At 72.1% G+C, this 22,511-nt stretch carries 21 protein-coding genes and 1 tRNA gene; 15 read left to right on the forward strand and 7 right to left on the reverse strand.

Going from position 1 to position 22,511, the window contains the following annotated elements; translation table 11 throughout:
- Nucleotides 1–78: 78 nt before the first annotated feature.
- Nucleotides 79–393, reverse strand: a complete 315-nt coding sequence (locus FF100_RS04475) for a cupin domain-containing protein (protein WP_139034383.1) — start codon at nucleotides 391–393, stop codon at nucleotides 79–81.
- A 69-nt stretch (nucleotides 394–462) separates the two neighbouring features.
- On the reverse strand, nucleotides 463–1,473 hold the full coding sequence (locus FF100_RS04480) for an SDR family oxidoreductase (protein WP_139034384.1): 1,011 nt from the start codon (nucleotides 1,471–1,473) through the stop codon (nucleotides 463–465).
- Between the two features lie 247 nt (nucleotides 1,474–1,720).
- On the opposite strand from FF100_RS04480, the gene FF100_RS04485 reads away from it, so the two are divergent.
- From FF100_RS04485 to FF100_RS04495, 3 genes are all read left to right on the forward strand, one after another.
- Entirely contained in the window at nucleotides 1,721–2,734 is a 1,014-nt protein-coding gene (locus FF100_RS04485; protein WP_139034385.1) for a zinc-dependent alcohol dehydrogenase family protein, read from the forward strand.
- An 88-nt stretch (nucleotides 2,735–2,822) separates the two neighbouring features.
- Nucleotides 2,823–4,043, forward strand: a complete 1,221-nt coding sequence (locus FF100_RS04490; RefSeq protein ID WP_139034885.1) for an NAD(P)/FAD-dependent oxidoreductase — start codon at nucleotides 2,823–2,825, stop codon at nucleotides 4,041–4,043.
- Nucleotides 4,044–4,088: 45 nt separating this feature from the next.
- On the forward strand, nucleotides 4,089–4,991 hold the full coding sequence (locus FF100_RS04495; protein WP_246101921.1) for an alpha/beta hydrolase: 903 nt from the start codon (nucleotides 4,089–4,091) through the stop codon (nucleotides 4,989–4,991).
- A 15-nt stretch (nucleotides 4,992–5,006) separates the two neighbouring features.
- Here FF100_RS04495 and FF100_RS04500 read toward each other — a convergent pair whose 3' ends face one another.
- A complete protein-coding gene (locus tag FF100_RS04500) occupies nucleotides 5,007–6,692 on the reverse strand; it encodes a methyl-accepting chemotaxis protein (RefSeq protein WP_139034387.1) in 1,686 nt (561 codons plus the stop codon).
- Between the two features lie 198 nt (nucleotides 6,693–6,890).
- Nucleotides 6,891–7,184 carry a helix-turn-helix domain-containing protein gene (locus FF100_RS04505; protein ID WP_139034388.1) on the reverse strand — a complete coding sequence of 98 codons (294 nt, stop codon included), beginning with the start codon at nucleotides 7,182–7,184 and terminating at the stop codon, nucleotides 6,891–6,893.
- A gap of 261 nt (nucleotides 7,185–7,445) precedes the next feature.
- On the opposite strand from FF100_RS04505, the gene FF100_RS04510 reads away from it, so the two are divergent.
- From FF100_RS04510 to FF100_RS04535, 6 genes are all read left to right on the forward strand, one after another.
- Nucleotides 7,446–7,958, forward strand: coding sequence for an META domain-containing protein (locus tag FF100_RS04510; protein WP_425463278.1), 513 nt, complete (start codon nucleotides 7,446–7,448; stop codon nucleotides 7,956–7,958).
- Nucleotides 7,959–8,265: 307 nt separating this feature from the next.
- A complete protein-coding gene (locus FF100_RS04515) occupies nucleotides 8,266–9,411 on the forward strand; it encodes an ABC transporter substrate-binding protein (RefSeq protein ID WP_246101922.1) in 1,146 nt (381 codons plus the stop codon).
- Between the two features lie 339 nt (nucleotides 9,412–9,750).
- Nucleotides 9,751–10,632, forward strand: coding sequence for a branched-chain amino acid ABC transporter permease (locus FF100_RS04520; protein WP_139034390.1), 882 nt, complete (start codon nucleotides 9,751–9,753; stop codon nucleotides 10,630–10,632).
- Nucleotides 10,633–10,637: 5 nt separating this feature from the next.
- Nucleotides 10,638–11,477, forward strand: a complete 840-nt coding sequence (locus tag FF100_RS04525) for a branched-chain amino acid ABC transporter permease (RefSeq protein WP_139034391.1) — start codon at nucleotides 10,638–10,640, stop codon at nucleotides 11,475–11,477.
- Nucleotides 11,478–11,482: 5 nt separating this feature from the next.
- Entirely contained in the window at nucleotides 11,483–12,277 is a 795-nt protein-coding gene (locus tag FF100_RS04530; protein WP_139034392.1) for an ABC transporter ATP-binding protein, read from the forward strand.
- The gene (locus FF100_RS04535) at nucleotides 12,274–13,008 is read left to right on the forward strand and encodes an ABC transporter ATP-binding protein (RefSeq protein WP_139034393.1); all 735 of its coding nucleotides are present in this window, start codon (nucleotides 12,274–12,276) and stop codon (nucleotides 13,006–13,008) included. The genes FF100_RS04530 and FF100_RS04535 overlap by 4 nt, the downstream gene beginning before the upstream one ends.
- A gap of 81 nt (nucleotides 13,009–13,089) precedes the next feature.
- Here the strand turns inward: FF100_RS04535 and FF100_RS04540 are convergent, their stop codons facing one another.
- Nucleotides 13,090–15,174, reverse strand: a complete 2,085-nt coding sequence (locus FF100_RS04540; protein ID WP_246101923.1) for a transglycosylase domain-containing protein — start codon at nucleotides 15,172–15,174, stop codon at nucleotides 13,090–13,092.
- A gap of 354 nt (nucleotides 15,175–15,528) precedes the next feature.
- On the opposite strand from FF100_RS04540, the gene FF100_RS04545 reads away from it, so the two are divergent.
- Together FF100_RS04545 and FF100_RS04550 are read left to right on the forward strand one after the other, a co-directional pair.
- Entirely contained in the window at nucleotides 15,529–16,803 is a 1,275-nt protein-coding gene (locus FF100_RS04545; protein WP_205824765.1) for a hypothetical protein, read from the forward strand.
- Between the two features lie 370 nt (nucleotides 16,804–17,173).
- Nucleotides 17,174–18,808: an ABC1 kinase family protein gene (locus FF100_RS04550; protein ID WP_139034395.1), complete on the forward strand. Its 1,635-nt coding sequence runs from the start codon at nucleotides 17,174–17,176 to the stop codon at nucleotides 18,806–18,808.
- Between the two features lie 71 nt (nucleotides 18,809–18,879).
- Here the strand turns inward: FF100_RS04550 and FF100_RS04555 are convergent, their stop codons facing one another.
- The gene (locus tag FF100_RS04555; protein WP_139034396.1) at nucleotides 18,880–19,077 is read right to left on the reverse strand and encodes a hypothetical protein; all 198 of its coding nucleotides are present in this window, start codon (nucleotides 19,075–19,077) and stop codon (nucleotides 18,880–18,882) included.
- Between the two features lie 579 nt (nucleotides 19,078–19,656).
- On the opposite strand from FF100_RS04555, the gene FF100_RS04560 reads away from it, so the two are divergent.
- From FF100_RS04560 to FF100_RS04575, 4 genes are all read left to right on the forward strand, one after another.
- Entirely contained in the window at nucleotides 19,657–20,184 is a 528-nt protein-coding gene (locus FF100_RS04560) for a cupin domain-containing protein (protein ID WP_139034397.1), read from the forward strand.
- Nucleotides 20,185–20,504: 320 nt separating this feature from the next.
- Entirely contained in the window at nucleotides 20,505–20,849 is a 345-nt protein-coding gene (locus FF100_RS04565) for a hypothetical protein (protein ID WP_139034398.1), read from the forward strand.
- Between the two features lie 93 nt (nucleotides 20,850–20,942).
- Nucleotides 20,943–21,032: transfer RNA gene (locus FF100_RS04570), tRNA-Ser, on the forward strand.
- Nucleotides 21,033–21,227: 195 nt separating this feature from the next.
- Nucleotides 21,228–22,433, forward strand: coding sequence for a tyrosine-type recombinase/integrase (locus FF100_RS04575; RefSeq protein WP_246101924.1), 1,206 nt, complete (start codon nucleotides 21,228–21,230; stop codon nucleotides 22,431–22,433).
- On the opposite strand, the gene FF100_RS38580 is transcribed toward FF100_RS04575, so the two are convergent.
- On the reverse strand, nucleotides 22,382–22,495 hold the full coding sequence (locus FF100_RS38580) for a hypothetical protein (protein WP_425463286.1): 114 nt from the start codon (nucleotides 22,493–22,495) through the stop codon (nucleotides 22,382–22,384). The two genes, FF100_RS04575 and FF100_RS38580, sit on opposite strands and share 52 nt — an antisense overlap.
- Nucleotides 22,496–22,511 lie beyond the last annotated feature (16 nt).

Below are 22,511 nucleotides of genomic sequence, written 5' to 3' on the forward strand. Positions count from 1 at the left end.
GGCCCTCGGGCATCCGAGGCAGGGAAGGCCGACGACGAGCGGTCGGGAATACCCCCGACCACGCATCGAAACCGCCGCTCACCCCGCCGCCGTGAACAGGATCACCTCCGCCCCCTCCCGCGACCGGCCCCGGTGCTCGGCGCCCACCGGCACCACGCAGCACTGGCCGGGGCCGAGATGGAGCGTGTGGTCGCGGAACTCGACGCTGAAATCGCCGCTCCAGACAATGACGGTCTCGGTCGTCCGGTCGTGGCGGTCCCAGCGGCCCTCGCCGCCGCCGGCCACCCGCACCAGCCGGACCGCGACGCCGCCGAGAACGGTCGTGCTCTCGCGTTCGCCCTGGTCGGCGAGGCGCCGGAACTCCTGTCCGAAATCCAGGCCACTCAGACTCATCCCGTCCTCCCATGCGTGAGGCAAGGCTGACCGGGGGCCCGCCGGCTGTCGAGCGGCGGGCCGGCTCGATCAACGCCGCCCGCTGCGTCTTGCCGCCGCGAGCGCCGTCCCGCCGACCAGCCCTGCCGCCGCGATCAGGCCGATATGCAGCCACATCGGATCGGCGGCGACGACGCTCCCCTTGGCGCGCGCGTCGAACCGGCCATGGGCACCATGGTCGCGTCGGGCATCGACCGGGTCGAACAGGTTGTCGGGCCTTCCCTTCTGCGCGGCTTGCGACGTCATCTCGCCGCGGTAGCCGTGGCGGGCGAGGTAGTGGTCGGTGAGGGCGGGGGCGGCCTGCGCCCCGAAGATCGCGAGCCAGGACGGGGTGCCGATCCACAATTCCCGCGGCGCGTCGTGGGCGGCGCGGATGATCTCCTCGGCGATCGCCTCGGGCTGGAAGATCGGCGGCACCGGCTCGAGCTTGCGCGGCAGGCGCGAGCGGGCCCAGTCGAATTGCGGCGTGTTCACCGCCGGCAGCTGCACCATGGTGAGGCGGATGTGGCTCCGATGGTGCAGCAGCTCGGTGCGCAGGCTGTCGACGAAGCCGCGCACCGCCGCCTTGGCGGCGCAATAGGCCGATTGCAGCGGGATCGACCGGTAGGCGAGCGCCGAGCCGACATGCACGATGGTGCCGCGATCCGCGTTTCGCATGTGGCGCAAAGCCGCGAGCGTGCCGTGGACCTGGCCGAGATAGGTCACGTCGGTGACGCGCTGGAACTCCTCCGCGGTCATCTGCTCGACCTCGGCGTAGACCGTCACCATGGCGTTGTTGACCCAGACGTCGATGCCGCCGAACTCCTCGACGAAGGCGTCCGCCGCCCGGTCGACCGCCCGCGGATCGGCGACGTCGGCCCGGTAGCCGAGCGCCTGGCCGCCGACCGACCGGACCTCCTCGACCGCCGCGGCGATGCCCGCCCGGCCCCGCGCCACGATGCCGACGTTCCAGCCCCGGCGCCCGAACGCGACCGCGACTGCGCGCCCGACCCCGGCGCTCCCGCCGGTCACCACCACGGTGGGGCGCGAATTCCCGCTCATGCGACTGCTCCCGATGACATTGCGTCAGCCCCGACAACGCGCCCGGAGCGTTTCGGGTGCAGGGCCTCACAGCGATGCGGCGGCGGCGTCACGATGGGGTCGGGCCAAGGCACGCCGCCGGACGACATCGGCATGGCAGCGCTCCCGAAAAACCGCATCCCTCGGCTCGAATCCCCCTTCCCCCGTTCTACCTCCGTCCCCCTACCCTCATCCGCCGCCCGCGGCGGCGACCGGTCAGGAGGAGAGGATGAAGGCCTTCGTCGTCCGACAGCCCGGCGGCCTCGACCGCCTGGAGATCGCCGAGCGGCCCGATCCCGGGCGGCCCGGACCCGGCGAGATCCGGGTCGCGATCCACGCGACCTCGCTCAATTTCCACGACCTGCTGGTGGCGGGCGGGCGCTCCCCCGCCGCCGATGGCCGGATCCTGATGTCGGACGGGGCCGGGATCGTCGAGGCGGTCGGCGACGGCGTCACCGCGTTCGCGCCCGGCGACGCGGTCGTGTCCTGCTTCTTTCCGCACTGGGCCGACGGGCCGCCCCAGACCCCGGTCGGCAACTTCGCGCAGGTGCCCGGCGACGGGATCGACGGCTTCGCCCTCACCCATGCGGTGCGGCCGGCGGGCGCCTTCACCCATGCCCCGCGCGGCTGGAGCTTTGCCGAATCGGCCACCATCACCACGGCGGGCCTCACGGCGTGGCGGGCGCTCGTCGGCGATGGGGGCTTGAAGGCCGGCGACACCGTGCTGGCGCTCGGCACCGGCGGCGTCTCGATCGCGGCGTTGCAGATCGCCAAGGCGATGGGGGCGGCGGTGATCGTCACCTCCTCCTCCGACGCCAAGCTCGAGCGCGTGCGGGCTCTCGGCGCCGACCACACCGTCAACTACCGCACCCAGCCCGATTGGGGCCGGCAGGTGCGCGACTGGACCGGCGGGCGCGGCGTCGACCATGTCGTCGAGGTCGGCGGGCCCGGCACCCTGGCGCAGTCGATCGAGGCGGTCCGGGTCGGCGGCCACATCGCGCTGATCGGCGTGCTCACCGGCCGGGCCGGCGAGGTGCCGACCGCCGCGCTGATGGCGAAGCAGGCCCGGCTCCAGGGCCTGATCGTCGGCAGCCGGCGGCAGCAGCAGGATTACGTCGCGGCCCTCGACCGCACCGGGATCCGCCCGGTGATCGATCGCAGCTACGGCTTCGACGAGCTGCCCGAAGCCTTCCGCCACCAGGAGAGCGGACGCCATTTCGGCAAGCTCTGCGTCGCCTGGTGAGCCGGCGCCTTTGCGGCGCGCGAGGGGTCGCGGCGGCGCGCGACGCCCACGCTCGACGGCGTCGCGGCTTCCGGGATATGTCGTGTCCATGAACGGAATCGTGGTGGTCGGCACCGGCCAGGCCGGCTTTCAACTCGGCGCCTCCTTGCGGGAGAACGGCTATGCCGGGCCGGTCACCCTCGTCGGCGACGAGGCGGGCCTGCCCTACGGCCGGCCGCCGCTGTCGAAGGCCTACATGCTCGGCAAGACCGACGCGTCCGGCCTCTCGCTGCGGCCGGACGCCTTCTTCGCCGAGCACCGGCTCACCCTGCGTGCGGGGGAGCGGGCGATCGCGATCGACCGGGCCGAGCGACGGCTCCGCCTCGCCTCGGGGGAGGCGGTCCCTTACGACCACCTCGTCCTGGCGACCGGCTCGCGCAACCGCCCGCTTCCCGTGCCCGGCGCCGACCTGCCCGGCGTGCACCAGCTGCGCACGCTCGCCGATGCCGACGCGCTGAAGGCGGCGCTCGCCGGGGCCCGGTCGGTCGCGGTGGTCGGGGCCGGCTTCATCGGGCTCGAATTCGCGGCGGTCTGCGCCCAGACGGGCGTGCCGGTCACGGTGATCGAGGGGCTGGACCGGCCCCTCGCCCGCTCGGTCTCGGCCGGCATGGCGGCGTCGATCGAGGCGTCCCACGTCGCGGCCGGGGTGCGGTTCCTGTTCGGCAGCGCGGTCGCCGGCATCGTCGGGCCCGACCGCGCCCGGGCGGTCGCCCTCGCGGACGGGTCCGAGATCGAGGCCGACCTCGTCCTCGTCGGCATCGGAGTGGTGCCGAACGCCGAGCTGGCGGCCGCGGCGGGCCTGCGGGTCGAGAACGGGATCGCGGTCGACGCGATGCTGGCGACCGAGGATCCGGCGGTCTCGGCGATCGGCGACGGCGCCAGCTTCCCCTCGCCCCACGCCGAGGGCGCGCGGGTGCGGATCGAATCGGTGCAGAATGCCGTCGACGGCGCCCGCTGCGTCGCCACCCGCCTCACCGGCCGGCCCGCCGCCTTCACGGCGGTGCCGTGGTTCTGGAGTGACCAGGGCCCGCTCAAGCTCCAGATCGCCGGCCTGTGCCAGCCGCACGACCTCGCCGTGCGCCGGGGCGACCCGGAGCGGGGCGGGGTCTCGATGTTCTGCTACCGGGGCGGGCGGCTGGCCGGCGTCGAATCGCTCAACCGCCCGGCCGACCACATGATCGCCCGCCGCCTGCTGCAGGCCGGCCGGTCCCCGACTCCCGACCAGGCCGCGGATCCCGGCTTCGACCTCAAGGCCCTCGCGCTCGGCTGACGCGCCATGCTACGGCCGCGTCACGTCTCACCGGAGATGCACGCGATGTCAGCCGCGCCAGCCGTCGATCTTCACGCGCGGGGGCCGGGCGGCCTGCTCGAAGGCACGTGGCAGCCGGCGGCGCCCGGCGCGCCGGTCGTCCTGATCGTCCCCGGTTCCGGCCCGACCGACCGCGACGGCAACAACCCGGGCGGGGTGGCGGCGGGCACCTACCGGCTCCTCGCCGAGGGGCTGGCGGAGCGCGGGATCGCCTCGCTCCGCATCGACAAGCGCGGCATGTTCGGGAGCCGGCCGGCCGCTTCCGATCCCAATGCCGTTACGCTCGGCGACTATGTCGACGATGTCCGGGCCTGGATCGCCGAGATCCGCCGGCGCGAGGCCGCGGCGCCGGTCTGGCTGCTCGGCCACAGCGAGGGCGGGCTGGTCGCCCTGGCCGCGGCGGCGGGCGGCCCCCTCGGCCTCGCTGGGGTGATCCTGGCCGCGGCGCCCGGCCGGCCGCTCGGCGCGGTCCTGCGCGAGCAGCTCGCCGCCAACCCGGCCAATGCGGGCCTCATGGACGAGGCGCTGGGCGTCTTGGCGCGGCTCGAGCGCGGCGAGCGGGTGGACAGCGTGAGCCCGGTCCTGCGGCCGCTGTTCCGGCCCGAGGTGCAGGATTTCCTGATCAGCCTGCTGCGGGTCGATCCCGCTGCGCTGATCGCCGGACTGCGCGGGCCGGTGCTGATCCTCCAGGGCGGGCTCGACCTTCAGGTCGGCCGGGCCGACGCCGAGACGCTGCACCGGGCGAACCCGGCCTCGCGCCTCGTGCTGCTGCCGGAGGCCAATCACGTCTTCAAGGCGGTCGCCGCGGACGACCGGGCCGCGAACATTGCGGCCTACAGGGATCCGGCCCTTCCCCTCGCCCCGGGCCTCGTCGAGGCGGTCGCCGCCGCCGTCGCCGGCGCGCCATGACGGCGTGCGCGGGCGTCACGCGGCGCGGATCGTCTCGACGAAGCGGCGCATCTCGGCGCTCAGGCGGTCGGATTGCCGCGACAGGCCGGTGGCGGCGTCGAGAACCTGGGCCGCGGCCCGGCCGGTCCCCTCCGCCGCCTCCGCGACGCCGCCGATATTGCCGGTGACCTCCCCGGTGCCGGTGGCCGCCTGGGTGACGTTGCGGACGATCTCCTGGGTCGCGGCGTCCTGCTCCTCCACCGCTGCGGCGATCGCGGCGACGACGCCGCTGATCTCGCGGATGCGGCCGGCGATCCCGTCGATGGCCGCGACCACCGAGCCGGTCGCCTCGCGCACCGCCCCGACCTGGCCGGCGATCTCGTCGGTGGCGCGCGTCGTCTGGTCGGCCAGCGCCTTCACCTCGGCCGCCACCACGGCGAAGCCGCGCCCCGCGTCGCCGGCCCGGGCCGCCTCGATCGTGGCGTTGAGCGCCAGGAGGTTGGTCTGGGCCGCGATCGTCGAGATCATCGCGGTGACGTCGCCGATGCGCGCGGCGGCCCGGCTGAGCCCATGGACCGCCTCGTCGGTGCGGGCGGCCTCCGCGACCGCCGCCTCGGCGAGCCGGGCCGAGCCGTCGACCTGGCGGCCGATCTCCTGCACCGATACGCCAAGCTCTTCGGCCGCGGCCGCGACGGTGTGGACGTTCGCGGCGGCCTGGTCGGCGGCGACCGCGACGGTGGTGGACCGGCTCGCGGCGGCGGAGGCGGTCGCGGTCATGGTCCGGGCGGATTCCTGGAGCCCGGCGGAGGCCGAGGCGATCTCGCCCGAGATGCTCCCGACCTCGCGCTCGAACGCGTCGGCGAGGCCGAGCAGCAGGCGGCGGCGCTCCCGGGCGGACGTCGCCGCGGCGTCCTGTCCGCGCTCGAGATCCTCCGCGGCCTTGTGGGCCACCATCGCCTTGATCCCCTCGACCGCGCGGGCGACCGACCCGATCTCGTCGCCCCGCCGGGTCTCGGCGAGGCGCGCCTCGACTTCGCCCCGCGCCATGCGCTCCATCGCCCCGATCAGGCGGCCGAGCGGGCGGGTGATGCCGAGGACCGACAGGAGCATCGCCACGGTGAAGCCCACCACCAGGATGACGATGGCGAGCAGGAGGTTCGTCCGGTGCGCGGCGGCGGTGTCGGCGGCGATCTGGCCGGCCTCGACCTCGACGGCGGCGACGATGTCGCTGGCCAGCGCGCCGATATTCTCATGCGCCGTCTTCATCAGCGGATCGACCACCTGGCGGACGTGAGCGGCGGCCCGGGCGGTGTCGCCCGCCTCGATCATCCGGCGCGCCGCGAGGCCCTCCGCCATGAAGCGGTCCATCTCGGCCGCCCGGGCGGCGATCCGCGTCGCGAAGGCCGGCTCCAGCGCCGGCAAATCGGTCAGGATCCGCCGCAGCCCGACCTGGGCGCCGTCGAACGCGGCGAGGTACGACTGCCGGGTCGCGGCATCCGGAGCGGCCAAAGCGCGGTCGAGATCGTAGCCCGCCTCGAACAAGAACCGGTTCGCGCGTCGCGCATCGGCGGCGCCACGGCTCTCGTGCTCGACGAAATGCTGGTAGCGGGCCGCGATCACGGTCATCTGCGAGGTCGAGTACCACAGGGCGGCGCCGGCGAGCAGGCTGAGGAGGCCGGTAACCGAGGTGATCCTCGCAGTGATCGGAAATCGTAAGGACATTTTTCCTCGCGCGGCGGCGTTCATCCCGCTCGCGAGAATTCGGTTCTAAATATTAAAAATTCAATTTACTCAACGGCATTGAAAGAACTATATGATTACAACTTGTGATTTTATCAGGCTGTGACAGATATCCGCCATCGAAGAGACGGCACCGCCGGGAGCGCGACGCGGCCGGACTGCGGCCGCGTCGCGCTCCCGTCAGCGGTCGTTCTCGGTGGTGAGCTCGCTCGGGTGGATGCCCTTGTCCAGTGCATCCTCCGGCCGCAGCCGGGCATCCGGATCGGCACCGTTCGTCAGCTCGATGCCGGCGGCCACGAGGGCGCCGCGGATCGCGGCCCGCTGCTCCGGCGAGGGTGGGTAATGGCCCTCCTCGAACTGGCGGATGCTCGCCGCGTCGACGTTGGCGCGCAGGGCCAGCGCGTCCTCGGACCAGCCCAGCAGGTCCCGCGCCCGGCGCAGCTGCGCCGCCGTGATGTCGTCTCCACCGTTCACTGAGAGCCGTCTCCGCTGTCTCGTGGATCGTTGGCGCCGCGTGCGGCGCCTCTCGGATCGTTGGCGCCGTCCCCGACGCCTGGGCTAACGGCGAGGCTCCGCTTTCGTTGCCACATCGGCAAGGTTTCGCGAGTCGTGCCACATTATGGTCAAGCTTGCCGCATAAATGCAACAGTCGTCGGCAAGATGCCGATGGGAGGCGGCCTTCCCCGCGGCCAGGGTTGCGGGCCGGGAGGTGCCTCTTTAGGGTCCGCGACCATTATGACGATGCAGATGGGGATTGCGATGAAGGCGATGCAGGTTGCGCTGGCCGCCGGTGCCGTCGCGCTGTTGGCGTCGGCCACGCAGGCTTCGGCGCAGAACATGCTCGGCTACGGCCAGAAGAACCGGGACAAGGCCAACACGCCGCAATACATCCCGCCGCCCAAGGCGCAGGAGAAGGTCTTCCCGCTCGATTCGACCTGGACCGCGGTGAGCCTCAACGGCAAGCCGTTCGCCGGCGCCGAGCGGCCGAGCTTCATCATCGACAAGCAGTACCGCGCCCGCGGCTTCGGCGGCTGCAACACCTTCGCGGCGACCGCCTTCCCGCTCAAGGAGCAGCACCTGGCGGTCGGCCCGCTGGCGCTGACCAAGCGCAATTGCGACAAGGCGGTCGGCGCCTCGGAGATGCAGTTCCTGACGGCGCTCCGCACCTCGGGCCAGTGGGACCTCGTCGGCTCGCAGCTGGTCATCAAGAGCCAGGCCGGCGAGCTGCGCTTCGACCGCGCGCTCTAGAGCCCTGCCCGATCGCGCTGCAATCGGACAGCGCTCTGCATCTTCGAGTTCGCCGCATCGGCTTCGACGGGCCGGGATCCGCGTCGTCGGACGATGATCTGAGCCTCGTTCTGTCGCATGGGATCGGAACGGCCCCGCCACCCGGCGGGGCCGTTCCCGCATGGGCGGGCCATCGGAATCGATTTACCGCCGCTCCCCAGTGCTTTAAGGCGCTTCTCGATTCCAGTGCCGGAGCCCGGCGGGCGAACGTGATCCGGCGCCGGCCAACCAGAAACAGCGGATGCGAGGAGGAACCGGGATGCGGTCGATGTCGAGGAGAGTGCTGCTCGCGGCGGCACTGCTGGGAAGCAGCCTGCTGGGGGGGCCGTTGACCGGCGCGCAGGCGCAGGACAAGACGCCGGTGAAGCTCGGCGCGATCGAGATCCTGACCGGGCCGAACAGCCGCTACGGGATCGCGATCCAGCGCGGCTTCGACCTCGCGCTCGCCGACATCAACAAGGCCGGCGGCGTGCTCGGCGGCCGGCCGCTGGCCCTCGCCTACGAGGATTCGGCCGGCGCCAAGGAGCAGGCGCTCAACGCCGCCCGCAAGCTCATCGGCCGCGACAAGGTTCCGCTGATCCTCGGCCCCACCCTGTCGAACGAGATGTTCGCGGCCGGCCCCGTCGCCAACGAGCGCAAGGTGCCGATCGTCGGCACCTCGACGACGGCCAACGGCATCACGGCGATCGGCCCCTACGTCTTCCGCACCTCGCTGCCCGAGGCCGACGTCATCCCGGTCACGCTCAAGACCGCGCAGACGAAGTTCGGCATCAAGCGCGTCGCCGTGATGTACGGCAACGACGACGCCTTCACCAAGTCGGCCTACGACGTGATGAAGGCCTCGCTCGAGAAGCTCGGCATCGAGACCCTGACCACCGAGACCTTCGGCTCGAAGGATTCGGATTTCTCGGCCCAGCTCACCAAGATCAAGGCGCTGAACCCCGACGCGATCGTCCTGTCGGCGCTGGTCGAGGCGGCGTCCGGCATCGAGCTCCAGGCGCGCCAGCTCGGCATCCCCGAGAAGGTGTTCTTCATCGGCGGCAACGGCCTGAACTCGCCCAAGCTCGGCGACATCGCCGGCAAGGCGGCGGACGGCACCCTCGTCGGCAGCCCGTGGTTCATCGGCAAGCCGGACGCTGCCAACCAGGCCTTCGTCAACGCGTTCAAGGACAAGTACGGCGGCGACCTGCCCGACCAGTTCGCGGCCCAGGCCTACGACACCCTGTTCATCGTCGCCAAGGCGATCGACGCGGCCGGCGCGCCCGACTCCGAGAAGATCAAGGATGCGCTGATCAAGGTGAAGCACACCGGCGTGATGGGTCCGTTCTCGTTCTCGGACAGCCGCGATCCGGCGGACACCTCGGGCGTCGTGGTGCTGGTGATGAAGGGCGGCAAGTTCCAGCTGCTGCAGTAATCGCGTCGTTCGACAGTGTATCAAGAATAGGTCGCGGGATCCCCTCTCCCGAGCGGGAGAGGGGCAGGGGTGAGGGTGTGACGCCTCCGCGTGAAGCACCGACCGTCGTGCTGGCAGCGGGATGGTCTGAGCCCTCTGCGGAACTGGAGCACCCTCACCCCTCACCCCTCACCCACACGGGAGAGGGGAACCGCGCGTCAACTTTTTGGCGCTGCGCCACCAACCCCCACCGATTGACCCGCCGCGTAATATCGGCCACGTCGCAGCCTCGTCATCCCGTTCGGCCCGCCGGCCGAAAGCCGCGGGCGCCGGGCGCGCCCCCACTCCCAAGCCCCCACCATGCTTGAGCAGCAGCTCGTCAACGGCGTCGTGCTCGGCGCGACCTATGCCCTCTTCGCCATCGGCTTCACGCTGATGTTCGGGGTGATGGGCGTCATCAACCTCACCTACGGCGTCTACTTCGCCCTCGGGGCCTTCGCGGCGCTCTGGAGCACGCAGAGCCTGGGGCTGCCGATCTGGGCCGCGCTCCCGGTCGGCGCGCTGATCGCCGGGCTGATCGCGATCGTCCTCGACACGCTGCTCCTGACCCGCCTGCGCAAGGCGAAGGCGCCGGAGCTCGCCTCGCTGATGGTGACGCTCGGGGCGACCCTCTTCCTCTATGCCGGCATGGCGGCGTCGCTCGGCACCGAGATCCGGCGCTTTCCCGCCGACGTGTTCTCCGGCGGCGCCTACAGCCTCGGCGACGTGCGGGTCGGCACGACCCAGATCCTCATTCTCGCCGCCGCGATCGTGCTGATGCTGGCGCTGCTGGCGCTGGTGCGCGGCTCGCGGATCGGCCTCGCCATCCGGGCGGTGGCCGAGAACCCGGACGCCGCCGCCCTGATGGGCATCAACGGCGCGCTGATGCTGCGGGTGGTCTCGTTCCTGTCCGGCGCCATCGGCGGCGCGGCCGGCGTGCTCGTCGGGCTCAACTTCAACGCCATCCAGCCCTTCATGGGCGAGCACATGATGCTGCGGGGCTTTGCCGTCATCATCGTCGGCGGGCTCGGCGACCTGCGTGGCGCCCTGCTGGCCGGCTTGCTGCTCGGCCTCGCCGAGGTGCTCACCGCCGCCTACCTCTCCTCGACCCTCAAGGACATGATCGCCTTCGCGCTCCTCGTCGCCACCCTGTGGTTCCGTCCGCTCGGCCTGTTCGGCCGCGCCGCCGCCAAGCGGGCCTGAAGACCATGTGGGAAGCTCTCGACGACTTCTACTGGACCTACCAGAGCCTGATCCACGCGATCGGCGTGAACGGCATCCTGGCCCTCTCGGTCTACGTGGTGCTGGCGGTGGGCCAGCTCTCGCTCGGCCAGGCCGCCTTCATGGGCGTCGGCGCCTATACCGGCGCGCTGCTGACCGTGAAGTTCGGCGTGCCGTTCGGCGTCTCGATGGTCGCCGCCGCCCTGGTGCCGGCCCTGCTGGCGCTGGTCGTCGGCGGGCCGACGCTCCGGCTGACCGGCGTCTACCTCGCCATCGCGACGATCGGGCTCGGCGAGATCACCCGCATCGTGTTCCTGAACTGGGACTATGCCGGCGGGGCGCTCGGCCTCTCGAACATCCCGGAGCGCGGCGGCATCGCGGCGATCTACGGCACGCTCGCGGTGCTGCTCGTCGGCCTGACCCTGGTGGCGCGCTCCCGCGTCGGCCGGGCCATGGAGGCGATGCGCGAGGACGAGGCCGCGGCCGGCGTGATGGGGGTGAACCTGCCGCGCTATCGGCTGGTGGCGCTCGTCGTCTCCTCGGCGATGGCCGGGGTGGCGGGTTGCCTGTCGGCCCACGTCTCGTCGTTCATCGGCCCGAACGAGTACGGCTTCGAGGCCGCGGTGACGATCCTGAGCTACGCGCTGTTGGGCGGCATCGGCTCGCCGCTGGCGCCGGTTCTCGGCTCGACCATCCTGACCCTGCTGCCGGAGGTGCTGCGGCCGCTCGCCGATTTCCGCCTGATGGTGAACGGCCTGATCATCGTGCTCGCCGTCCTCTTCATGCCGCGGGGCATCCTGCCCTGGCGCATCGCCCGGACCGGCTGACGATCATGGCTCTTCTCACCGTCCAAGGGCTGACGCGCCGCTTCCAGGGGCTCGTCGCCGTCGATGCTGTCGACTTCACCGTCCAGCCCGGCACCGTCCACGGCCTGATCGGCCCGAACGGTGCCGGCAAGACCACCCTGTTCAACCTCGTCTCCGGAGTGCTGGAGCCCAGCGCCGGCAGCGTGCGCCTCGGCGACCAGCCCCTCGACGGGCTGGCGCCCTACCGGCGCACGGCGCTCGGCCTCGCCCGCACGTTCCAGAACATCCGCATCTTCTCCGAGATGACGGTGCTGGAGAACGTGATGACCGGCCTGCACACCCGGCTCTCGTCCACCTGGGGCATCCTGCTGCGCGGCTCACGCTTCCGCGCCGAGGAGCGCCAGGCCAAGGCCAAGGCCCGCGACCTGCTCGCCTTCGTCGGCCTGTCCGAGGCGGCCGAGACTCGCGCCGGCGACCTGCCCTACGGCGACCAGCGCCGCCTCGAGATCGCACGGGCGCTCGCCTGCGAGCCGCGCCTCGTCCTCCTCGACGAGCCCGCCGCCGGCATGAACCCGGCCGAGACCCACGCCCTGCTGGGTCTCCTACGCCGCCTGCGCGACGAGCGCGGCCTGACCCTGCTGCTCGTCGAGCACGACATGCCCCTGGTGATGAGCCTGTGCGACCGCCTGACGGTCCTGAATTTCGGCCGCCGGATCGCCGACGGCACGCCGGCGGAGGTGCGCGCCCACCCGGCGGTGATCGAGGCCTATCTCGGCACCGGCAGCCACGAGGTCAGCGTCAGCCGGGGAGCGGTGTCGTGAGCGAGCGAGGTTCCGCCGAACTCCTGGCCGTCGAAGGCCTGCGCCTCGGCTACGGCCGGGCCGACGTGGTCCACGGCATCGGCCTGACGGTCCGGCGCGGCAGCATCGTGTCGCTGATCGGCTCGAACGGCGCCGGCAAGACCACGATCCTGCGCAGCCTGTCGGGCCTGATGAAGCCGCGGGCCGGCAAGGTCCTGTTCGGCGACGCGGATCCGGTCGACATCGCCGGCGAAGCGGCCCACCGCATCGCCCGGCGCGGCATCGTGCAGGTGCCGGAGGGCCGCCAGGTCTTCGCCAACATGACGGTGGCCGAGAACCTGCGCCTCGGCGCCTACCACGTCCCGGGCCCCGAGGCCGCGCGGCGGCAAGCGGCGGTCGAGGCGCGTTTCCCGCGGCTTGCCGAGCGGCTGCGCCAGCAGGCCGGCTATCTCTCGGGCGGCGAGCAGCAGATGCTGGCGATGGGCCGGGCGCTGATGGCAGAGCCGGTCCTGCTCCTCCTCGACGAGCCCTCGATGGGTCTCGCGCCGCTGATCGTCGACGAGATCTTCGCGATCATCGCCACCCTGCGGGCGGAGGGCCGCACCATCCTGCTCGTCGAGCAGAATGCCAGCGCGGCCTTGGCCATCGCCGATTACGCCTACGTGCTGGAGACCGGCCGGATCCGCTTGCAGGGCCAGGCGGCGGAGATCGCCCGCAATCCGGAGGTGACGGCGGCGTATCTGGGGGTGTGAGGGCGGGGCGACCGGTGGCAGGGTCGCTCAGGCGCGCGTTCGAACCGTCGGGACGGTCGGCACACGCCTCGGACGCGGTCATCACTGCCACATCCCCGCCTTGCGCGCCTTCGCGTTCGCCTCCGCGGCCTGCAACTCGGGCGGGGCGCCCGGCGCAGCCCGTCCGGCGCCGTTGAACAGCACCACCTCGGACAGGTCCTGGTCGCCGGCGCGGCAGCGGTAGAGGTCCGCCCCGCCCGCCGGCTGGCACGTCACCTCGCGCCGGCGCAGGTACTGGCGGAACTCGCGGGCGAGCGCGCCGCCCTGCCCCTCGACCCCGGCGAGGCGGACCGCCTGACCGTCGAGACGCAGGCGGCCGGTATCGATCACGCGCGGCACGCCGCGGAGCGCCGGGGATGCGGTGGGGCGTTCGCCCGGGTTCTGCCAGGCCGGGCGGGACGCAGCCCGGGGCGTGCTGCCGGTCTCGCGGGCGGTCTCGCGCGCCTCGGCGACCGGCGCCGGGCGGGCCTTGGCGATGCCCGCCGCAAGATCCTGGAACAAGGCCTCCGGCCCGTCGCCGGCACCGGTCTCGGCTGCACCGCCCGAGACGTAGGTGCCGATCAGGAGGTCGCCGACAGGGCCGACGAACAGCCCATCCCGGCCCGCCTCGTCGTCGCCACCTGCCGGCGGCCGGGCGAGGCCGGAGAGCAGCGTGAGCAAAGCCGTCCGCCGCTCCGCCGCCGGCATCGCTCCGGCGACCAGGCGGTCGTAGACCGGGCGCCCGTCGCGGCCGAGATGGCGCAGGCTCGCCGAGGCGGCGCGGCGGGCCTCCGGCGTGTCGGCCAGCGGCGCGCCGCCGGCGATCACCGCCTGCACGCCGCCATCCGGTCCGAGAATCAGGAGGCCGGCCCGCGCCGAGCCGCGGCCGGCGGCGTCGAGGCGACGCTCCACCGCCTTCTCGGCCAGGGTCTGCACGGCGCGGTCGAGGGTGGTGCGCAGCACGGCCTCGCGGGGCGTCCCGGGCCCGAGCCGGCCGGCGGCCTCGGCGAGCACGAGGTCGGGAAAGCCGCTGCGGGTCACCGGCGTGGTGCCGAGCGGGCTGAGCCCGTCGAGGGCCCGCCCGGCCTCCGCCGCCTGCCCGGCGGTGAGGCGTCCCATCATCATCATCTCGTCGAGGACATCGCGGCCGAGCCCCCGCACGGCCAGCACGTCGCGGTCCGGCTGGAGGTCGGGCGCGCGGGACAGGCCGGCGAGGACGGCCGCCTCGGCGGTGCCCAAGGATGCGGCCTCCTTGCCGAACAGCGCCCTCGCGGCGGCGTCGATCCCGGTGAGGCCGGGGCCGAAACGGGTGAGGTTCAGCGCCCTCGCGAGGATGCGCGGGCGGTCCTCGCGGGCCTGGAGCCACAGCACCAGCATCGCCTCGCGGACCCGGTCGGCGAGGCTGCGCGGTTCACCCGGCCCGGCTCCGATGAGGTCGCGCCGCACGAGGCGCTGGGTCAGGCGCGGGCTGCCGGCCCGCGGGCCGTCGCTGATCGTGTCGCGGAACGCCTGGTTGATCACCGCGGCGATTCCCGACACGTCGAGCCGATAGCGGTCCTCGAACCAGGGATCCTGCGCGGCGACGAAGGCCTGGCGCATCACCGGCGCCACCGCGTCGAGGGCCAGCGCATGCCCCTGCACGCCGCCGCGGCGGGCGACCGGCGTGCCGTCCTCCGCCTGAACGGTGAGGGTCGAGACCGGCGTCTGCGGCCCGGCGAGCGGCGGCAGCGTCGCGGCGCACCAGACCAGGAACAGGCTGCCAAGGCCGAGGGCGCCCAAGGCCGCGAGCAGCACGGCCCGGCCCCAGGGCAGCGCCCCGGCCCGCTGCGCCGCGTCGCCGGCGCGGATCGCCAGCGGATGGGCGCCGAGGCGTCCGGTCGCCCGCTCCCAGGCGGGCGAGAGCCGGCGCAGGGGCGCGGCGGCGGCCGACAGGACGGGCTGGAGGCGCCCGGCCGCGGCGATGCCGGCCCGGGCGGCACCGGCGCGGAGCAGCGCGACGCGCTCGGCGGCGAGCGTGCGACCCGCGGAGAGGCGCGGCGGCGCCGGTGGGTCCCCGGGTTTCACCTCCCGGGGGCCGGATTGTGCCTCCCGGGGGACCGGCGGCGGGCTGGCGAGGTCGAGCCAGTCCCGGCCCGGTTGCGTCGTCATCGGCTCCGCCACCATCCTGCGCGATCACCTCCGGTTCCGATGCCCTCGCCGACGGGCGCGCGGACGGCCCGGCCCGCGAAACGGCTACGGTCACCGAGAACGTCGGCCCGGCGGAAACAGTTCCGGCAGACCACGGTCGCGCGGCGCGTGCGAGGCGGCGGGTGCAGTCCGCGCCATGTCCCAGGCCCATCAGGCCGCGATGCAGCAAGTCTTCATTCGCAAGCTTGACGGTTTCTCGCGCTGGCACGTCGAAGTGTGTCTGAATAGTTCGGAACGATAATTTGAGGACGGCGTTTTGAAGCATCTTCGAGGCGCCGGCACCCCAAGTGTCGGCGCGCAGGGAGGCGAACGACCATGAACAGAGTGACAGTTGGACTGGCCGCGCTGCTCCTCAGCACTTCGGCTTACGCCCAGACAGCTGGCAGCCCGGCGTCGGGCGGGACCCCTGGCCGCGGCGGCGAGATGAGCCAGTCCGGTCCCAAGGCGGGAGCTGCCGCCGGGGCGCAGGCCCGCGGCGAGGTGGGCCGAGGCGAGGCCGGCAAGGCGGACGGACAAGCCGGGATGCGCGCCGAGCAGGGCCGCCAAGGGGCCGAGCAGGGGCGCGCCGGCGGGATGGACCGCAAGGACACGGCCGACCGGAAGGATCCGACCGACCGCAAGGATATCGATCGCAAGGACATGGCCGACCGCAAGGGCGACCGGGACGGCCGCCGGGCGATGGACGAGCGCCGCGAGGGCGACCGCCGGCTTGACCGCCGGGACGAGCGCGCCGAGCGCGTCGAGCGTCGCGAGGGCCGGGCCGGCTTCCGCAGCGAGGCCCGCGAGGACCGGTTCACCACCATCGGCGGCCGCCGCTACGTGACGATCTCGGGCCAGCGGGTGCTCTACGGCTCGCCCGAGTATCGTCGCCTCGTCGTGGTCGAGCAGCGTGAGCAGCGCGTGCGCCCCGGCCGGGTCGAGTACGTGACGATCTCCGGCCGCCGGGTGCGGGTCGGCTCGCCCGAGTACCGCCGCCTCGTGATCCGCGAGAAGAGCGGTCCGCGCCGCTATGTCGTGGTGCGCGGCCAGCGGGTGATCTACGGCTCGCCGGAATACCGTCGCCTGATCGTGTCCGAGCGCACCGGTGCCGACCGCTACGTGACGATCTCGGGCCGCCGCGTCCTGATCGGGTCGCCGGAATATCGCCGCCTGTCGGTGAGCGAGCGCACCAGCGTCACCGGCAGCGTCCGCAGCCGCGAGGACGTGCGCGCGAGCGAGCGCCGCGAGGATCGCCTGAGCCGCGGCGAGTCCCGCCGCGACGGGATGGCGGACCGCGAGCGCAACCGCGACCTGTCGCGGGGCGAGGCCAGGCAGGACGGCAAGAACCGCCGCGAGATGGGTGAGCGCGACACCGCCCGGCCCGAGCAGGCGGCGGGCAACCAGCCGGGCCGCAACGCCGGCGAGCGCGGCATGAACGAGCGTCAGGCCAACGACCGCCAGATGGGCGGCCGCGGCCCCGGCCCCGAGACCACCGGCAGCACCCAGCGCGGCGCCCGTCCGGGCCAGGAGGGCGGTGCCAAGTCGATGGACAACAAGGCGATGCCCGAGGGCGGCGCCAAGGCCGGCGCGGGCGCCGGCGGCCGGATGTAATCCGCCGCGACCGTCCACCGTCGAGGGCCGAAGAAGGCCGGTCCCGGGGCAGCCCGGGGCCGGCCTTCTCCGCGTGGGGGCGCCCCGCGGGAGCCCCGGAGCCGCGACCCCGGATGCGATTGTGCTGATCCGGGTCATGCGCTACCGCCGTTCAGCCCTCGCCGGCCGCCCCTTTCCCGCCCGGTTGGCGCTCCATGAAGGCGCATGACCGCGTCGCGCGGAGAGCGGGACGGCCCGGACGGACCGGGGTCGAGAGTACCAGGATGCCGATGCGTGCGCCCATCCCCATCGCCGGCCCGGGCGATTCCCTCGCCCGGCCCGCCCCGGCCGGCCCCCCCACCCATGCCAGCCGAGCAGATTCGACGCGCAGATGCTGAAAACCGCCATCGTCGCGGCGCGCGACCGCCAGCGCCTCCAGGAAATCGCCGGCATCCTGATCGGATTCGGGGTCAACAAGGTCGTCGACCGCCTCGGCCTGCGGGCGATCCCGCGGCTCGCCTGGCGCAGCGCCCCCGCCGTCGACCTTGCGCGTCTGTCGCAGCCCGAGCGCCTGCGCCGCGCGATCGAGGCCCTGGGGCCGACCTTCATCAAGCTCGGCCAGGTGCTGGCGAGCCGCGCCGACCTCCTGGCGCCGCAATGGACCGAGGAACTCGGCAAGCTGCACGACAAGGTCGCGCCCCTGCCCTGGGACGTGATCCGGCCGCAGCTCGAGGCCGATCTCGGCGCCCCGCCGGCCGAGATCTTCTCGGAATTCGACACCAACCCGATCGCCTCGGCCTCGATCGCCCAGGTCTACCGCGCCCGGCTCGAGACCGGCGAGGAGGTGATCGTCAAGGTCCGGCGCCCGGGCCTCCAGAAGATCATCGAGGCGGACCTGCGGCTGCTGTCGCACGCGTCGCGCATCGTCGAGACCGAGTGGCCCGAGATGGCCCGCTACCGGCCGACCGAGCAGATGCGCCACATCGCCAACGGCCTGCGCGAGGAGCTCGACCTCGCCAACGAGGGCCGCAACTGCGAGATGCTGGCGGCCCTGTTCACCGACCGCGAGGACGTGGTCTTCCCCAAGGTCTATTGGGAATACACCTCCGAGCGGGTGCTGGTGCAGGAATTCATCCACGGCATTCCGCCGACGGACACCAAGCGCCTGGAGGAGGCCGGGCTCGACCGCAAGGTGCTGGCCCAGCGCGGGGTCGACGCCTTCCTGCAGATGGCGATGATCGAGGGCCTGTTCCACGCCGACCCGCATCCGGGCAACCTGCTGGCGATGCCGGGCAACCGCATCGCCTTCATCGATTTCGGCATCGTCGGCCGGCTGTCGCAGCGCCGCCGCTCGCAGCTGCTGATGCTGATCGGCGCGATGCTGCAGGAGGATGCCGACGGGCTGATGGCGGTTCTGCTCGACTGGACCGGTGCCAGCAACCCGGACCTCACCAAGCTCGAGGCCGCCTCGCAATCCTTCGTCACCCGCCACAACGGCGCGACGCTCAATCTCGGCCTCGTGCTCACCGACTTCATGACGATGGCGCGCGAGAACGATCTCGCGATGCCGACCGACCTCGCGATCCTGTTCAAGGGGCTGGTCACGGCGGACGGCGTGATGCGCCAGCTCGACCCCGCCTTCGACCTGTTCGCGGCGGCCGGCCCGACGGTCAGCCGTCACATGCGGGCGCAGTTCTCGGTCAAGGACATCAAGGGCAAGTTCCAGGGACTGGCGACCGGCCTCTACGGCGCCGCCTCCGAGCTGCCGACGCTGATCCACCTGATGCTGGTGCGGCTCAAGCAGGGCCGGGTCACGGTCGAGATCGAACTGAAGGGCATGGACAAGCTGACCCGCGGCATCGAGCGGGCCGCCGCCCGGGTCGCGGTCGGCCTCGTGGTCGCGGCTTTCGCCACCCAGCTCGCGCCGCGGCTGATGGAGCACGGCACCCCGGCCTTCGCCACCATCGGCATCCTGGTCCTGACGATCGGGATCGGCTGGATCCTGCTGCTGGCCCGAAACCGCTGATCAGGCCCCCCGACACGGGCAGGGGCCGCCCCCGGAGGGACGGCCCCTGCCCTTTCGCGTCTCCGGTCCGCTCAGGCGGCGAGGCGGCGGCCGCGCCGACGCGCGTGCAGGTCCTGCGCCGCCCGGGTGGCGTGGCGCGGGCTGCGGAACACCTGGCCCTCCAGTGTATGGAAGTCCGGGTGGGCGGAGAAGAAGCGGAAGCCGTCGGGGTCGGGAACCACGATGCCGGCGGAGGTCTCGCCGACCTCGACGATGCGGGCAGGCTGCATGGGCGAATGTCTCCGGTCGCGGCCGCTCGGGGCGCCGCGGAAATCACGTCATGGCATGGGGTAGCAAGAGTCGGGCCGGCCTCTGGCGGCCCTGGCGGACGGCGCGCGCCTCAGGCGCGGCGGCCGCCGCAGCGACAGGGCGCGCGAAGGAGCGAGGCCGGAACGGGACGGCCGGCGAAGGGCATGCGGCAGGGCAGCATCGCTTGTTTGTCTCCGGGTTGGCCCATCGGCGCCGCGCGGGCGCCGGGGTGCTTTAGCGTTTGGTCTCGCGGCGCAATCAGCCTCAAATCACCGCGGCGCCGGGGCCGGCAACCAGCCCCGACTGCCAGGACAGCATCGGCCGGCAGCGCCTGCTTGTCAACGAGAATGTTCTTTTTATGGAACAGTTTGAAAGACAAGAAGCTTCCCGTTCCGAGCTTTGCCAGAGGACGATCGCTGCGTCACCGCCCGTTACTCCGCCAATGGCTCGCGTGCGATCGAAGCTCGTTCTTTAAAACAAACACGGCGCGGTGGGGTTGCCCTGGCGTGGCGCCACGCCGTGGCGCAGGATGCGGGCCTGACCCTTTCCGGAGAGCGCCGATGACGGACGAGCCGCACGACCACGCCCACCCCCACGATCACCACCCCCACGATCACCACGCCGACGAGACGTCGCGCTGGAAGCATGACGGCGTCCGCGTGATCACGGGCGACAGGCTCGATCCCAATACCGCCCAGACCCCCGGCATGTTCCGCCAGGCGGCGATCAACCACGCCCGGGTCGGCGCGCAGAAGATCTGGGCCGGCACCGTGGCGATCGAGCCCGACGCCAAGACCGGCGTGCACCATCACGGCGCCCTCGAGAGCGTGATCTACGTGGTGCGCGGCCGTGCCCGGATGCGCTGGGGCGAGCGGCTCGAATTCGTCGCCGAGGCGGGCCCCGGCGACTTCATCTACGTGCCGCCCTTCGTGCCGCACCAGGAGATCAACGCCTCTCCGGACGAGGCGCTGGAATGCGTGCTGGTGCGGTCCGACAACGAGGCGGTGGTGGTCAACATCACCGACATCGAGCCCGTCGAGCGGCCCGAGGCGGTGTACTGGGTCGACCCGATCCACAAGCATCCGTGACGCCCGCCTCCGGCCCCCCGCGGACGCTGGAGGGGCAGGATAACGCCGGAGTGTAGTTCCGGTTCCCTGCGGGCGGTTTCAAACAGCCCGCAGTCTCCCGCGGGGCGGTGTCTCAGGTTTCACCCGGATCTCACACCCGCTGCATTGCGCCCGGGACCACCCCGCGGAGCCGGGCGGAGGCCCGCCCTCCGCGACGACAGTGGCCCCTGCGCACCAGGTCTCGTGATGACTTGGAAACCGAGGATTTCGTGGCTGCGGTTAATCCGCTGTTAAGCACGCCGGGCGACCCTGAGGGCAATCCAGAACCTCCGAGGACCCTCATGCCCGCGCCGCAGGCCCGCTCGCCTTCCCCCGACGATTGCCCGGTCTCCCTCGACGTGCTCGGCACGCTCTACCGCGGCGATGCCGAGGCGGTGGAGACCGTCCTCGCCGACATTCCGTCGCGCACCCGCGCCCGCCTGGCCGCCTACCTCTATGGCAAGAGCCACCTCCACGCGCTGGGCTTGCGCGTCGCCTCCGCCTGCAGCGAGACCGATCTGGTGCGGGTGGCCGGAACGGCCGGGGCGGTCCTGTTCGCCCAGTCCCGCACCGCGCCCCGCCCCGCCGAGGCCCGTCACCCCGGCCAGCGCCGCATCAGCCTGGCGGGCAGCCGCTCCGTCGCCTGATCGGCGCCCGGCACACGATTTCTCGCCGATCCCGCTTGTGGTTCGGCGAGAACCCATGCTAATGCCCCGCCTGCGCTGGCAACGGCGCGCCGCGGAGAGGTGGCAGAGCGGTTGAATGCACCGCACTCGAAATGCGGCATGGGCGCAAGTCCATCGGGGGTTCGAATCCCTCCCTCTCCGCCAATAGTCAATCCGATCGCAAAAGATCCTAAGCGATCATACGGTGTCAGAACCGGCGATTTGCTCGCTGACACCAAGGGGTTAGATCCGCCAGATGCGGATCTAACCCAGCCCGAGGGGTGTTGATAGCCGATCATGTCCGGTCCTATGGTCTCATCGCAATGGTGGGGCTGATGGTAGGGTGCCGTGGCGCGAGAGGTGAACCGCCTGTCTGCTCGTAGGGTGCAGACGCTTTCCGAGCCCGGGCGGCACGCTGACGGCGGCGGCCTTTATCTCGTTGTGGACAAGAGCGGGGCCAAGCGGTGGGTCTTTCTGTTCCGCTTTGCCGGCACGCGGCGAGAGATGGGCCTTGGGCCGGTCAACGCCGTGCCTCTGGCTCGGGCGCGCGAATTGGCGAGCGAGGCGCGGCAGCAGGTCGCTGGTGGGGTTGACCCTATCGCGGAACGCCGCGCTCCACCAGAAGCGCCCCCGCCGCCGAAGGTCATCACCTTCGCAGAGGTGGCAGACGGATACATGGCCGATCGGGAGAAATCCTGGCGCAACCCGAAGCACCGTGCCCAGTGGCGAACGACCCTCATGGTGCAGGGTAAGCACGTATGGTTGATGCCGGTCAGCGCCGTTGATACGGAAGCGGTGCTGGAGGTGCTTCGGCCGCTCTGGCACGAGAAGTCGGAGACGGCCAAGCGCCTGCGAGGCCGCCTCGAACGCATCCTCGACGCGGCGCGGGTCGCCGGCCATCGATCCGGCGAGAACCCGGCGCGCTGGCGCGGGCACCTTGAGGTCTTGCTGCCGCGCCCTGGAAAACTGGTGCGGGGACATCATGCAGCCCTGCCATTCAAGGCAGTCCCCGCTTTCGTGCAGATGTTACGCGCCCGGAAGGCCCCGACCGCCAGGGCTCTTGAGCTTCTGATCCTGACGGCGGCTCGCTCCGGGGAGATCCGGGGGATGCGCTGGGGCGAAATCGACATAGCAGGGGCGCTTTGGACGGTCCCCAAGGAGCGGATGAAGGCAAAGCGTCCGCATCGCGTGCCACTGTGCCCGCAGGCTATCGCGATCCTGTCGGCGCTCCGCCCGGCTGAGCCATCAGACGACCAGCTTGTCTTCCCGAACGGCAACGGTAACGTGCTGAGTGACATGGCGTTCGCTGCGCTTCTGAAGCGTGCCGAGCATGAGGACATCACGGCTCACGGCTTTCGCTCATCGTTCCGAGACTGGGCCGCGGATGAGACCGATCATCCCCGCGAGGTTATCGAAGAAGCCCTGGCGCACCTTGTCGGCAGCGCTACCGAGCGAGCCTATCGGAGAGGTGATGCGCTCGGTAAGCGACGGGCGCTCATGAACGACTGGGGAGCCTATGTCTGCGCACCACCCAAATCGTCCCCTTCCAATAAGGCGACAAGCTGAGCATAGGGGATGACGGTGTTTCTCCCGATCCGCACAGCGCGTAGCTTGCCGCTACGGATCATGCGCCACACTGTCGGC

Source organism: Methylobacterium terricola (assembly GCF_006151805.1).
Classification (GTDB): Bacteria; Pseudomonadota; Alphaproteobacteria; order Rhizobiales; family Beijerinckiaceae; genus Methylobacterium; species Methylobacterium terricola.